At 72.3% G+C, this 15,434-nt stretch carries 1 protein-coding gene (cut by a window edge); it reads left to right on the top strand.

The features are described from left to right. A protein-coding gene (locus tag ABT324_RS02580) for a scabin-related ADP-ribosyltransferase (protein ID WP_351170412.1) crosses the window boundary here: on the top strand, window positions 1-15,434 show its 3' end. Its footprint begins 20,410 nt before the window's first position; only the last 15,434 of its 35,844 coding nucleotides appear in the window; its start codon lies off the left edge, out of view; its stop codon occupies window positions 15,432-15,434.

Genomic DNA, 15,434 nt, shown 5'->3' with positions numbered 1-15,434 from the left:
CAGACGAGCTGGGGCTGCCCGCGCGTGCCGCGGACCCGGAGGTGTTCACCGCCGCCGACCTGGTGGACCTGAGCACTTTCTTCGGCGGTCTCCCGGACGACGTGGTCGGCCTGATCGCGCGGCGCGGCGCGGAGCCGCAGACGCTGCTGCGGCAGGCCCGGGACTGGCACGTGGGGTGGCGCGACGCCGACGACCCGCGGGGCCGGGTGGTGGCCGGCTACCGGCCGACGCTGTTCGACCACCTCGCCTACCGGAACCTGTGGTCGCCGCAGGAATGGGCCGATCGCGTCGAGCGGGGCCGGTGGCTGGCGCGGACGCATGGTGACGGGGTGTCCGATGCGGAGGCGATGGACCTCGCCGCGCTGGACGACGCCGCGCGCGGCCTGCTGGCGCACCGTTGGCCGTCGTTCGACGCCGACCTGGTCACCGGCCGGGGTACCGCGGCCGCCGCCGCGTCGCTGGTCGACTCCGCGCTGCGCAACGCGCCCCGGTACGACGGCGGTGAACTCCACCGGTGGCAGGCGTGGCCGCACGACGACCACCAGGTCGGTTCGGTCGTCGAACCCGGTGGTTTCACCTTCGCCACCGCCGAGGCGGGAATCAGTGTCCCAGCAGGAGCCGCGCACGTCGTGTACCGGCCGGCCGCGGGACAGCCGTGGCGGTTCGCGCGGACGGTTCCGGGACAGCACCACCTCACCGCCGGATTCCCGCTGGGGACCCGCTTCCGGGTGGTGTCCGTCGAGCCGGTCGCCGACGGCCACCACCAGCACACCCGGGTCGTGCTCGAAGAGCACCGCGATTCCGGCGGTGACCGGCCGGAAGGCCCGAAGCGCCCGGCCGAGCACGGCCAGGAGGAGTCGCGGAAACGGCCCCGCCAGGACCACCCGCAGCAGCCGGGCACGACGCCGGGAAGCCCCCGGCCGGGCCGGCTGGACAAGGAGAAGTGGCGCCAAGGGGAGATGCCGCAGGACGCCCAGGATGCCTTCGCGATCGCGGCGGCGGTCGGGCTGCACGTCGGACTCGACCCCGAAGTGCGCCAGCGGCACCGCGAGAACATCGATGCGTTGGCGGCGACGTTGCGGCGGGACGGGGAACAGGCCGCTCAGGAGCACGCCGAGCGCCTCCGGGACGAGGACCCGCTGTACGCGGGGCGGCGGACGACTCCCGCGCGGCCCGGTGGGCAGCGGCCGGCCAAGTCGGCCGATTCCGGTGAGTCCTCGCGGGCACCGGGTGCGCCATCGGCTCCGGAGACCGGTGCCGAGCCATCCGGCATCGAACAGTCCACTTCGGATTCGTCCACTTCGGACCCAGTGGCCGGCGAGCTGCCCGGCCTGGGACTGGACGAGGACCGGCTGAACGCGGTGCGCGCCGAGCTGGGCACCCTCGCCGGGGACGACGGGCACGTCGAGGACAGCACGCCGGACGTCCTCGGCAATCCCGGTGTGCGCGAAGCGCTCCAGGCGATCCACGACAACCTCGGTCGCATCCCCGAGCCCGCTGCCGAGCGGCTGCGCGCGTGGCTGCACGATGCGGTGGCCGCCGCGTCGCTCGTGCCGGTGCGGGAGTCGGTGCCCGCGGTGCTGGGCGAGCGCGGTCCGGTGCACCAGCGGAACGCGGTGCGGGTGATGTCCCCGAACCGGCTGGAGACCACGCTCGTCGAGATCGCCAAGTCCGTGGAGAGCCGGACCGACCCGTTCGACGAGCGCTGGTCCCCGCTGGAGCACTCCGGCTACCGGCCCGGCGCGGGGCTGCCGGAACGGCTGGCGCGGTTGTCCCTGGTCAACCTGACCCCGGGGGCCCGGCGTCGGCTCGGCGAGGACCCGCTGTTCCAGCGGTTGCTGGGCGACGACGAGGCGCTGGTGCACTCGATGTTCGCCTCCGGCGGTCACGACGAGCAGCACTTCCTCAACACCTGCGCGGCGGCGGCCACCAACACCTCGGTGCTCGGCCGGGTGCCGACGGTGGCCGGTCTGCTGATGGTCGGCCGGGACCTCGCCGACCACGTCGAGCGGCTGGTCACCCACCCCGCTCCGGAATGGGCCGCAGCTCTGGACGGGCGGGACCGGGTCTTCGGCCGCACCGTGCGGGAACTCCTGACCGACCGGGTGGCCGAAGCCCGGGAGGTCTTCGACGCCGTCGAGCAGCGCGCCCGCGAACTCGTCGACCAGCGCGTGGGCGACCCCGCGGAGTGGTCGGACCTGACCCGCCGGTGGGGCCGCGTGATGCAGAAGCTCTCCGCGGTCGTCGACCCGTCCGGCGGGCCGGACTCCATCCCGGTGCTGACGAAGAAGGTCATCGCGGGCCGGTGGGGCCGCAGCGCCGTCGTCTCCGCGCCGCTCGTGGTGGTGGACCGGCCGGTGCGGCGGTTCTCCGGGATCGACACCTCGGCCTACGAACGAGCGCTGAGCGCCACGCTAGCTGACGACACCCTCACCCGCCGCGACGTCGGTGTCGCCGAGTGGGTCGACGAGCACGGGGTCGACGAGTGGTGGCGGCGGGTGCACCGCAGCGGTGGGGTGGAGCTGTACGAAACGCCGCACAAGCTCTGGTTGGAAGCCGTGCGGCGCGACGGCGAACCGGCCTTCCTGCTGCACGACCCGAAGAAGGCGCACCCCGACCACTACAGCCCGTGGGCTGCGCTGGCCCGCATGCAGCGAGCCAGGATGGAACTCGCCGACCTGCCGGACCGGCCCTACCGCGACCTCGCGCCCGGTCCGGTGCCTTCCGCGCACGAGTCGGACCTCGCCGGTCCGTCCACACCGCGGGCCCCGGGCACGGCCACGGCGGACGGCCCGAGTCCGTCCGCACTGGAGGAATTGAATTCGTCCACTACGGACGAAGAAGTGGTGACCACTGCGGAGGACCGGGGAACGGACCCGGCGTCGTCGTCGGAGGAGTCCTGGCACACCTCGCGACTCGAACCGGAACCCGGGTCCGACGCGACGTCACCGAGCGGGGACACCTCGGACGGTGACACCAGGACCGGGCACGCCGATCCGGCCGAGAACTCGACGCGCCAGGACACGGGCGAATCCGGTACCGAGACAGCGTCGCAGCAGTCCACCCCGGCGTCGCCCGCCGAGGAACTCGCCTCGCTCGGCCTGGGCGAGCGGCAGTTCACCGAGATCCGCGACCAACTGCGCGCGTGGGGTGACGTGGAGGTGCACGACGGCCGCGCCGAGATCCTCCGGGACCACGGGTTGGCGGCCTCGCTGCGCCGCGTCCGCATCAGCTCGGACGAGATGCCCCTGCTGGAAGCCCGCCTGCTGCGCAACCTCCTCGCCGATGCGGTGCTGGCCACCGCACTGGTGCCGGCGCGCGCCGGCAAGATGGCCTCGCCGCTCTCGCCGGCCCGGCTCCGCGCGGTGACCGACACCGTCGGTGACCTCCTCGAACAGGGCCGGAATCCGCTGCACGACCGCCGGTCGCCGCTGCGGCACCTGGACTACCTGCCGGAGGAGAGCGTCGCGCAGCGGTGGTCCCGCCTGTCGTTGGTGAACGTCAACGGCTACCTGCGGCAGCAGATCCTCGCCGACGCGCTTTTCCAGAGCCTCCACGACGACGAACCCGGCCTCGTCGAGGCGATGTTCGGCGGCGGCCATGTGCGCGGTTTCCTCGCCGGGCACGGCCTGGACGTGGGCGCACTGCCCACCGTCGCGGGACTGCTGCACGTGGGCCGTGCCGTGGTGCGCCACTTCGAGGTGCTGACCGACCAGGCGGTCAGAGCCGAAGCCGCTTACCTCGACGAGGACGCGCGGGAGTACGCCCGGCAGGCGCAGCAGGCCTTCGACGAGATCGAGCAGCGGACCCAGGACGCCTTCGACAGCATCAAGCGGACCGCTCGGGCGTTCGTCCGCGCCTCGCACAACGGTGACCCCATCGACCACGAGCAGTGGGCCGATCTGGTGAGGACGTGGACCGCCACGATGCGCGAACTCGTCCCGGGCAGGGGAACCGCGTTCGACGGTCTCCACCTCGCGCTGTTCGACGAGTTCCCGCGCGAGCAGGCGCCGCCGGACGTCCAGAGCACGTCCGGGTACGAGGCGGACGCGGACACGCTGTCTTCCGGGGCGTCGAGCGCGGACGTTCCCGCCGAGGCGGACCGAAGCGTGTCCGGACAGGACGAGGCGGAGACGTGGTCTTCCGAGCCTGAGCCGTCGAGCGCCGAGGCACCCCCGGAACCGGTGCACGATCACGCGGACCCGCAGCAGGAACCCGGGTTCCCCCGCTCCGCGCCCGACCGGGCGAGCGCGCCGCCGTCCTGGACCACCACCGAATACCGCCTGGTGACACCGGACGCGGAAGCCGCCCAGCCGTTCACCTACCGGGCACCGCAGCGGGTGGTCGAGCGCGGTGACGCCTTCCCCCGCTGCATCGGGGTGCGGCCCTTCGAGACCGACCCGCACCCACCGTTGCGGATCTCCGGGGACGCGACGCTGGCCATCGCCGCACACGGTCACGACGCCAAGGAGGTCTACGCCGCGCCCGAGGTGGTGGCGAAGGCCAACGCCGAACTCGAACGCATCGGCGGTTCCACGCTGAGTCTGGACGAACGGGTCTCCGTCGAGTTCGAAGTGGACGGACGCACCCGTCGGTTGTTCCGGGTGTCGCCGAAGTTCAACAAAGACCCCGACGACATCTCGACGAGTTTCTCCGAGAAGATCCTCGGCGGCACGCACACCCACGCCGTCCTCTACGACACCCGGCCGCCGCACGCAGGCGGCACCGGGCAGGTCAGCAAGGCCGTGATCGGCCCGGCCAGTGGTGAGACGGAGTTCACCGGCACGCACCAGCTCGCCGCCGGTCTCGCCGAAGCGGCCCGGAACCCCGAACTCGCCGGCGACGTGGAGTGGGCGGCGGAGCAGGTCAGGCGAGGACGCCGGGTGCGGCAGCCGGACGCGCCGGCACCGGGCGAAGCCTACGGCCGCGCCTTCCCCCGCTCGGACGACTCCGCGCTGGCGCAGCGGTTCGGCATCAACGAGCACGCCCGACCGCGCGTGGGCGAGGCGTACCTGATGCAGGCGATCGCGCACGGCACCACCCCGGCCGGCGAGCGCCGGTACTCCGTCGACTACTCCCAGCCGGGACCGGACGGCGGGGGGCGGCCGGTCGAGAAGTGCACGCACTTGCGGTTCGCGCCGGTCGTGCTGGAAAGCGCGGACGGCAACCACCACATCGTCCTGGAGAACCGCTTGCGGCGGAGGCAGGACCGCGAGTTCCTGCGGTCCGTGGTCGACGAGAACGTGCGGTACTACGCGCAGCACCCGGACGAACTCGCCGAGATCATCAGCCGGGAGGACGCGTTCGCCAGGCAGGCGGACCAGCTGGACTACCGGCAGGCGTTCGCGCGCAGCATCTGGCAGCAGATTTCCCCCGAATCGGACGCCGGGCGGCGGAACGCGGCGCACGGCGACGCGGTGCGCGCTCTGTCAGGACTCGTCGGCGACGAGTTCGGCCGGAGCGCGGACCAGTGGTGGTTCGAGATGTTCGGCCGGGCCCCCGGGGAGTCGCTGTTCGAGTCCGACTCCCACCTGGGTGACAAACCGAATCCGCTGGTCCTCACCGTCGTCGCTGAGCACGGCGACCCGGGCCGCCAGGTCGAGTTCGGCTCCGGGGCCCGCGATCTCGACGATGTCGCGGCCGGGATCATCGGTGGGTTCGTGCGGAAGCTGGCGGTCCGCACCACGTGGGAAGCGCGCAACGGCGTGCAGTTGCCCGAGGTCCACGTCACCGTCGACTCGCTGCCCGACGAACTCGCCGCCCGCGACCAGCGGGCCGCCGCGGTCGTGCGGGCGTTGCGCGAGGCCGCGCGTTCGTTCGGTGCGGAGACCGCGACTCTGCCGGTGGTCGTGGATCACCGGGTGCGCGACGTCGCGGCGCTGCGCGCGGAACTGGCGCAGTTCGGGGCGGAGGACGAACCGATCCGGACGGTGGTGCGGCTCGAAGCGCGCCTCCCGGAGACGGCACCGGACCTGCCGGACGCCGAACGGCTCGCCGAGTTGGCGCGCAGCACGGGGCTGCACCGGCCCAGCGCGCTGGCCAGGCACCTCCGGACGCGGACGCAGGTCACCGACTCCGAGATCGACCGGATGCGCGAGGTCGTCCGCACCGCGCGACAGCTCGACCCCGTGCGAAGCGACGACGAGGAGTGGCTGACCGCGGTGCGCCGGGTCTCGGACGTGCTGCGCCGGGAAGGCGGTGCGGAGGACGGCTTCGCACCCGAACACCTCGATCCGCTCGTACGGCAGGTGTTCGGCCTGGACCCGGACGCCGAGGTCCACCCGTGGGACCGCCGCAGGCTCGTCGAGCTCGTCCCGCACGCCAAACGCCCCGGGCGCCCCGTCACGATCGCCCATCTGGTCGCGGCCGCCCGCACCCACGGCTGGCCGCCGGCGGAGCCGCCCACCGAGCCGGTTCCGGACGAAACCGGTCCGGCGCCGCACTCGTCCACCGCGGACGAATTCGACCTCGCTCCGGGCATCGCGGTCGAGGATGGCGGTCCGGTCGCCGAGTCGTCGGCGGCGGCCGTCCGGCGCGACCGGACTGATACGGGCGCTGCGACGCCGTTTTCGGCGACCCGTGCGGGGACGGCGCCGACGTCGGTCCGGCGCATGCCGTTGGTGCCGCACGCCGATGACTACCCCGCACACCCGAGGATGGCCTGGGGCGACGACCTTTTCCCGAGGTCGGTGCGCCGGTGGCGCCGTGTCGAGAAAATCCTGCGCAGGCTCGACGAGCTGGGGACCGCCGTCGACGCGGCGACGCGGAACGGCGGCTTCCAGCCCCAGCAGATCCCCCGGAAGCTCCGCGCCCTGGGCAAGGTGCTGCGCGAGCGCGGGGAATCCGCGCAGTCGTGGTCTGGTCCCGGCAATCGGGACCACGACCTCGCACGGCGACTGGTCGCGCGCACCACCGCCGGCCTTGAACAGGGCCTGCGGAAACAGCTGGCCGACCTGGACCGCCGGTTCGAGGAGGTCGGGCGCAGCGACGCCGTGTTCCAGCAGCGGCGGCGGCTCCAGCAGGAACGAGCGCGAGCACAGGAAGACCTCGACGTCCTCGGGGCGCTGAACCGGCGCGAGCTGCAGTGGGGCAAGCTCGGTGAGGAGCGCACAGCGCTGCTCGTGTTGGTCGAGCGGCGGATGCACCAGGCGCGGCTGGAGGTCGACCGGGAGAAGGAGGAGATCCGCGCCGACGTGCGGGTCAACCTGCCGGCGGACCAGGTGCGCGCCGGTCGCGACGCGCGTGCCCGGTTGCGCGACCGGGTCTACCGCGACCTGTCGAAGATGATCCGCGCCGAGAACACCAACTGGCGGTTCCGGTACCTGGTCGACCAGGCCGTCGAGCTGGACGCCCAGGTGTCGGCGCTGGAGGCGGAGCTGAGCCGACTGGAAGCGGTCGAGTCGGCGCACCAGTGGATGGTGCCCGGCGGGCGCGACCTCGAACTGGCACACCGGCTGGTGGACACCCCGCTGAACGCGCAAGACCTCCGGGAACGGCTGCGCACCCTCGACGCGTTGCTGCGGGACGCCGACGGGCACGTCCCCGAGGCGCACCGCCGATGGCTGGAGGACGAGCGCGGCCGGGTGCGCGAGGACATCGACGTGCTGGACTCGCTGGTCCGGCGCGGCGTGCGCTGGTCCGAGCTGCGGCCGGTGCACGTGGCGGCCCTGGTGCTCGCCGAGCGCAAGTCCCTCCAGGAGGCCGACCGCGACGTCGCCCACCTGCGCAGCCGGGTGAGCGACCTGGAGTGGGCGAAGCAGTACCCGCTGGACGACGGTCCTCAGTGGCGGGCACTCCTGTCCCAGGTGGAGACCCACCTGCGGCAGGACGTGTTCCTGGTGACGAACTACCAGCTCGGCACGCGGGTGGGCGGACGGACGCTGCTCGACCTCATGGCATCCGACCCCGGCCAGCTGTTCCGGAACCGCTGGGAGGCCAACACCTGGTCCGGGGACCAGAAAGCATCGAAGCGCGGCGCGGTCGAGGAGCACATGGGCTATGCGGCGACGCTCCGCCGCGCCGAGGGAGACTTCCTGAACCCCAGCAGCGACAGCGTGTTCCGCCCGCTCACCGAGGACCAGGCGCGGCAGCAGGCGCATGACCGGCCGACCGGGGAGCGCAGCAGCGTCGCGGACCTGCCCAAATACGCCGCGTTGGTCTCGACCTACCAGGCGGGGGGAAGCTCCGCGCAGGCGTGGGGGGCCTGCGCGCTGTACTGGAAGCCAGGAGTTCGTGACCGAACCACGTACACCCCCTCGGACACGTTGGAGAACAAGGCGGAACGGCGTTACGCCAGCGGTGCGAACCTCCTCGGGACGCTGGCCCATGCCGACGAGAACGTGCTCCGGCTCGCCTTCGGCGAGGCAACCGGTTTCCGCCACGACCCCGACTTCGGCCGGCGGGCCCGGGAGCACGGGATCTCCCCGATCGACAAGTGGGGCTACGTCGAAGGGCAAATCCACGGCCCACTGCACTGGGACGACCTCGGTGCGGTGGTCATCACGCACGTCGGCGAGACCCGGGACGAGGACTCCCCGAACCTGCCGACCCGCGGTGATGCCGAGCAGCTCGCGGAGCAGTTGCGGCAGCACGCCCGAGACCGCGGCTACGACTTCCCGGTGCTGCTGCGGGAGCACGGCAGCGCACCCCTCGGCAGCGAGCTGGGGGCTCTGCTGAAGCGGACCTTCACCGTCGACACCGAGCGGTGGCGACCGTTGCGCCAGGACAGGTCGGGGCAGGACGCCTTCGTGTTCACCCCGGGCGAGGGCAGTGGTCGGCCGGTGCCGCGGCGCGGAGCTGCGAGCGGCATCCGGCAGCTGGTGCGCTACGACGTCACGCCGGGTCCGCGCGAGTGGGAGTTCCGGTTGCGGCTGCACCTCGTCGAAGTGGACGGGACCACGCCGGACGACCTCGCCCGGGTGCGGGAGGCGGTGTCGTCCGGCTTCACCGAGCAGCTCGGCCGGGTCGAAAGCACGCTTCCGGGGACCGAGGCGCGGATGTCGGTCCGGGTGTCCTTCGTGGACAGCCCAGACAACGCGCACGGGGTGATCGAGGTGCCTCCGGGAACGCCCGGTGAGGACAACCCGATGAACCAGTTCCGCTGGCCGGCAGGGGCATCACGGGAGGAATTCGTGCACGAGGGACTGCACTTCCTCGGCGTGCGGGACGCCTACGAGACCGCTCGTGACGTGCTCCGCGAGACCGGCGACCGGACGGTCGACGGCGACATCATGGGCAGGCACGGCGAAGGCGAAGCCGGATACCGCGTGTTGGACCGGCATTTGCGGCAGATCATGGACGTCGCCGCACCGCACCTCCCGGCCGACCCGGAGGTGCTGCGGTCCCGTTCAGGGCCGCGCACCGAGGAGTGGCTGACCGCGCTGCGCCGGGAAGGCGGTGCAGAGGACGGCATTGAATCCGAACACCTCGACCCGCTCGTGCGGCAGATGTTCGGCTTGGCCCCGGATGCCGAGGTCCATCCGTGGGACCGCCGCAGGCTGGTCGACCTCGTACCGCAGGCCGAGCGCTCCGGGCGCCCCGTCACGATCGCCGACTCGGAATCCGGTGACTCCGGGCCGTCGGGTTCGCGCGGTGGTGCGGGCACTCGGCCGGAGCCCGACGTCGAGGAGCCCGACCCGGGCGAGGAGGTCGCCTGGGAGCTGGGCGTTGACCCCCGGCATCTTGCGGTGTTCACCGGGGACGTGGAGTTGGCGCGGGCGGCGGAGGCCGCGCTGCGGGATTCGTCCGCGTCGGAGGCGGACGCGTGGGCGCGAGCGGTGCGCGACCGGTTGGCGCCGTTCGGCTTGCGGCCCGAGGCGTTGCCGTGGTTCACCGGTCTGATCGACCGGCTGGGTGCGCCGGAGCTGTCGGAATTCTCGCGGTGGTCGCGGGACGAGAGGATCGAGCCCCGGCAGCTGCACGACGACCGGGACGGGCGCGAGGCCGTGTTGCGGTGGCGGCTGGGCGCCAGTGCCGATGATTTCCAGCGGTTGGTGGACCGGCAGGGCAGTGTCGAGTCGGTCGAGCCCGTGTTGGGGTTGGTGGAGCGCCTCGGACTGGGTGCGACGGACAAGGCGTTGGCGATCGAGTACTTCGCATCGTCGGGCCCGGTTGACGTGGTGGCCGAGAACCTGCGGTCGGTCGCGGAACGTCTGGGTGTGCCGGCCGAGCAGCTGTTCCCGGTCGCGTTGCGGCTGCGCGTGGACCCGCTGCACCTGGAACCGGCGCGCAGCGCGGTCGGACAGCTCGGCCAGGGCCGGTCGCCCGGTGCCGTCGCCGGGCTGGTCCGGAGCCGGCTCGACCGCCTCGGTCTGGAGCCGGGCGATCTCGGGTTGTTGGACGAGCACTGGTTCGACGCCGAGGTGATGCACCTGCCCCAGCTGCTCGCCTCCGCCGGAGCCCGCATCGAGGACGTGTCCTGGCTGCGGGAAGCCGGACTGCGGTCGGCCGACCTGCTCGGGGACGAGGACGTGGTCCGTCGGATCAACGACGGGCTGGAAGCGGGATCGCCGGACACCCGCAGTGCCATGCTGGGCATCGGCCCGGACCGCCTGTTCCTGCTCGAACGGCCGTGGTTCGACGCGGATGCGTTGGTGGACCTGGCCCGCCAGGTCGGGGTGCGGTTCGCCTCCGAGGACATGACGGCCCTGCTCGACTACTGCGAACACCTCGACCGCGTCCCGTCCGAGCTACCGGAGCTGGCCGAGGAATGGGGGGTTGCGGCCGGGGACGTCTACGCGCTCGCGCGGGACGTGCGGCTGGAGCCCGGTGAACTCCGCAGGTACGCCACGACGGACGACTTCGTCGATCAGCTGAACGCGGAGCTCAGGCTCTTCGAGCCGCAGATCGGCGAGGACCTGGCCGCGTTCTTCAACCGGACCCACCGGTTTTCGGTCGGTGTCGGGGAGTGGGAGGACCTCGGCTGGTTCCTGCAGCGCCGTGGCCACATCGGTCTCGTCGAGGTCGACGGATTCTTCGCGCTGGGGCCGGGTTTTCCCGCGTTGCACGAGATCGTCGACTTCTCCGAGGAGAGGACGGCGGCGCTGGTGCGGGAGTGGCGGTCCGCCACTGCGGCGCTCCGGGAATCCTGGTCCGATCCGGGTTTCCGCACCGAGGTGGCCCGCCTGTTGGACGTCGAGCCCGGTGCGCTGCGGCTGTTGGACCCGGACGCGTGGTCCGAGCACGGCGGGCCGTGGGCGGGGGCCTTCGTGGAGGCCGGTGCGATGGCCGACACCGTCCGCCACAGCCTCTCTGATCACGGCCTGCGGCCGGAGAGCCTGACCTGGTTCCAGGGCGTCCTGACTCGCCTGGAACCCCACGACGCGGAGAGTTTCCAGGAATACCTGTGGTACTCCGCCGCTGCCGGCGACCACCCCGAGGACGGGGACGCGGTGGGGCTGCTGCGTCGGCTCGGCGTCTCCGGGCGTGCGGCGGTCGCCCGGTGGCGTCTCGGCCTGGACCTGGACGAGCAGTTGCCGGAGCGCCTCGACCCGATCGTCCTGGCGCAGTTCGCCCAGCGCATGGAGCTGGACGACGAGCAGACCCGGGACTTCGTCCACGAGGCTCGGGCCTTCGGCGGCTTCAACCTGGCCGTGTTCGGCGTTGCGCAGGCGTGGCGGGTCGGACCGGGACCGGTGTACCGGGTCGCGCGAGAGCTGGGGGTCTCCCCGGAGCACCTGCAGGTGCACCTGCCGTGGCTGCTGGAGTCGGCATCGCCGCATCCGGAACGGGTCGCCGCGCACGCGGTCGGAGCGTGGATGAGGCGGTTCGGGTTCGAGCCCGGGGACCTGGCGCTGTTCGGGGCGCTGACCCGGGTCGGGCCGGGAGAACTGGCGAGCTTGCGGGAGTTCCTGGACCAGCGAGGGGTTTCGCCGGCCGAACTGCGCACCGACCACGGCCGGGCCCACCAGCTGGTCGCCGGTGAGTGGCGGACGTCGTTGCGTGAGGTGGCGGACGAGGCGTGGGAGGCCGCCCACGCCCCCGAGCAGCGACCGTGGTGGGGCGAACTCGTGGCTCTGCACGGGTTCCGCCCGACCGACGCCGGTCGGCTGGAATCGCTGGCGGCGTTGCCGGAGCTGAGAACGCTCCACGATCGGCCCTACGACGCCAGGCCGGATCTGGTGTCGCTGACCCGGAACCTGGGGCGGGTGCCCGACGAGATCCCGTGGCTGGCGCGCAGGACCGGTGAGGACACCCAGATCTACCCGGGCCGCGGCGCCGGCGTGCCGGCGGCGACGTTGTTGCGCGCGGCGGCGGCGCTGGGTGCGGAGCCGGTGCACCTGACCACGTTGTTCCCGCGGGACCTGATCGCTTTCGCGAATCCTCGGGGCGGGCAGCGGGCCTGGGTCGAGGCGATGACGGACCGGGTGGGGCGCCTCGGGTTGACCTCTCCGGCGGCGTGGGCCGATTTCGCGTGCGTCGTCGAGGGTCTGGGCCACACCGGTTGGCACGACCACGTCAGGTTGCAGCGTTTCCTTCAAGAGCGCGGCACGTCCGTGCGGCAGCTGGTCGCGGCGGGCGAGGACGAACGTGCGAGCGTGCTGGCGCAGTACCGAGCCCGGCACGGCGGCGCAGGGGCACCGGGGGGAACAGGCGGTGATGATGCCACGGTGCCGCACGTCGCGGGCGCGGAAATCCGCGACGAGGTCCCGTCCGGCTACGGCCCGCTGGCTGTTCCGCCGGAACCCGGCGTGGAAGAGCGACCGCCCGACTACGTCGACCACGACCCGCAGCTGCCGCGGTACGGCGGACTACCCGGCCGTCCGCCGAACTTCGAGCTCGATGTGGTGGGTCCGTCGCTCGACGAGATGATCCGCGAGGAGCTGCGCGGTCTCAGCGCGTCAGAACGCAGGCTCGATGACGTCCACGCCGTCGTGCTCGACGCGGCCGAGGCGCTGGGAACGAACCCCCTGCACCTGCGCCCGTTCCTGCGCGGCTTCATCGACCTCGGGTTGGGTGGGCAGTTCGACGGGTTCGTGCGCGGCCTGCGGGACGCCGCCGCACTGCTGGGTGCGGAGTCCGACGCTGACCGGGCGTGGCTGTTCCAGTTCGTCGACAACCCCGCGGTGACCGGGACCGGCCCGCAGCGGTTGGGACCGCTGCAGGTGTTCGACGCATGGGCGCAGGCGGAGGAGCGCTCCCACGTCTTCGCTGATCGGGATCACCGGCCCCGCGTCCCGCTCCTGCGCGAGTTCCGGGAGATGGACGAGGCCGACCAACTCGCCAGGTGGTACGGCGTGGTCGAAATGCTGGGGACCGACATCCGGGAGAACCACGTCGCACCAGCGGAAGGCGGCACGGTGTGGCGCGACCACCTCGACCGGTGGCTGAACGACCGGCTCGCCCTCTCGGGGAACAGCCGGGAGTCCTTGAGCGTGCTCGGCGACGATGCCGTCGAGGCGTTGGCGAGGCTGGGGACCCGGATCGGTTTGGGACCGCAGCCGCACGAGCTGCTCGCCTACGCGAGGTACACCGGTCGCGTTCCGCAGGAGATCCCGGAGCTGGCAGGGCGGATCGGGTTGCCGGAGACGGACGGGGCGGTCGTCCTGCGGGCGGCGGGTACTCTCGGGCTCCGCGATCCGCAGCACCTGTTGGTGTTCGACGGGCACCTGGCCGACCTGCGGGCCGGGCGCGAGCTGGACGTCGAGGGATGGGCTCGGGGTGCGCTGGAGGAGCTGGCTCGTTTCGGGGTGCCCGCCCAGGACGGTGGTGCCGCGGGCCTTGCGGAGTTGGCCCACGTGTCGGATGTGCGGGCGGTCGAGTTCGCCGATTTCGACCGGTTCCTGAGGGGGCGTGGTTCGTCCTTGGCGCAGTGCGCCGGGCTGACGCCGGGGGAGCAGGCGTACCGGGTGTCGTCGTGGCGGGCGGATCGACTGGGGACCAGTCCGGCGCGGTTCCTCGAACTGGTGGGCACTGCGGGATTCGACCACCGCGCGCTGTTGGAGACCGCCGACCGGCTCGGACTCGGTGACGACCGGGGGTTGCTCGTCGAGTACTGCGCGGAAACCGGTGTGTCCCCGGAAGGGTTCGTGCGCGTCGTGCGGCAGGCGAGGACGGACCCGCGCACGGCGTTGCGCGACTGGATCACCGATGAGCTGGAACTCGCCCCGGAGCTGTTCGACGAGTTGCGGGACGTCCACGGGCTGGCGCGTGCGACTGATGTGCGGGTCGAGGAGTTCGCCGATTTCCACCAGTTCTTGCGGGAGCGCGGTTCGTCCTTGGCGCACTGGGCCGGACTGCCGCCTGTGGAAGCGGCGCATCAGGTGTGGTCGTGGTGGGCGGACCGCTTGGGGGTCGGTGCAGACCGGTTCATCGAGCTGTTGGGCACTGCGGGATTCGACCACCGCGCGTTGTGGGAGCTCGCGGACTGGCTCGGCCTGGACGGGGCTGACCGGGGATTGCTGCTGGAGTACTGCCTGGCGGACGGCGAGCCCCCGGAGGTTTTCGCGAAGTGGGCGGAGACGGACCCGCACGCGGAGTTGCACGAGTGCGTCGTGGCCGAACTCGGACTCACCCCGGAAATGTTCGACGAGTTGCGGGGGCTTCCCGGCTTCGACCCGGTCGGCGTGCTCGCGTTGGCCAACCGGCTCGACCTGGCCGCGGGTGCAGAGGCGCCGCTGTTCACCACCCACGGCCTGACGCAGTTGAGCGTCTTCCTGAGACGGGTCCCGGACGATCTGGCAGCGATGTCGCCGGGCGAGGCCCGCGCGGACCTGCTCGACCGGATCAGGCGATGGCTCGACGGCTGGGAGCGCCAGGATGATCCGCTTCGCCTCGTTTCGGACGGGTACCAACCCACTCCGTTCGACATCTGGACGTACAGCAGCCGCTGGTCGGCGGCGGAGTGGCAGAGTCGCCTCGAACGCGGTCGAGCCCTCCACGAGCACGTGGCGGGCGGGGAAGACCAGGCCGACGGCGACCAGGTCGCCCCACTGCTGGCGGCCGTCGACGACGCTGTCAACGGTCGGATCGCTGCGGTGTGGCCGGGTTTCGACGAGCACCTGGCCGCCGGGATCCCCAACGCGGCAGCGGTCGCGTCGGTGATCAATGCCGGGCTGCGGCGGCTCCCGCCGTACACCGGGGCGGAGGTCCACCAGGCCGTCCAGGAGGCGCACGGCGACCTCCGGCTGGGCATGGTGGTAGAGCAACAGCGGTTCGTCTTCGGTACCGAGCACGGCACCGCCCCCGGACCGGTGCAGGTGGTCTACCGCCCGGCACCCGACAGTGAATGGGTGTCCGCGCGGGAGATTCCCGGCCAGCCGCAGCCGACCGTCGGGTTCCCCCTGGGGACCCGTTTCCGCCTGGTGTCGGTGGACTACGTCGCGGATCCCCGCGGCGGCAGGCGGCCCGCACGCATCATCTGGGAGGAACACCCCGGGCACGGGGATGCGGACACGTCGCCGGAGCAATCCGACTACGACGTCGAGTGGTCGTGA

Origin of the sequence: Saccharopolyspora sp. NPDC000359, assembly GCF_040300525.1 — a bacterium.
GTDB lineage: Bacteria > Actinomycetota > Actinomycetes > Mycobacteriales > Pseudonocardiaceae > Saccharopolyspora.
The sequence above is the reverse complement of the archived record's forward strand: the minus strand, read 5'-3'. Positions and strand labels throughout refer to the sequence as shown.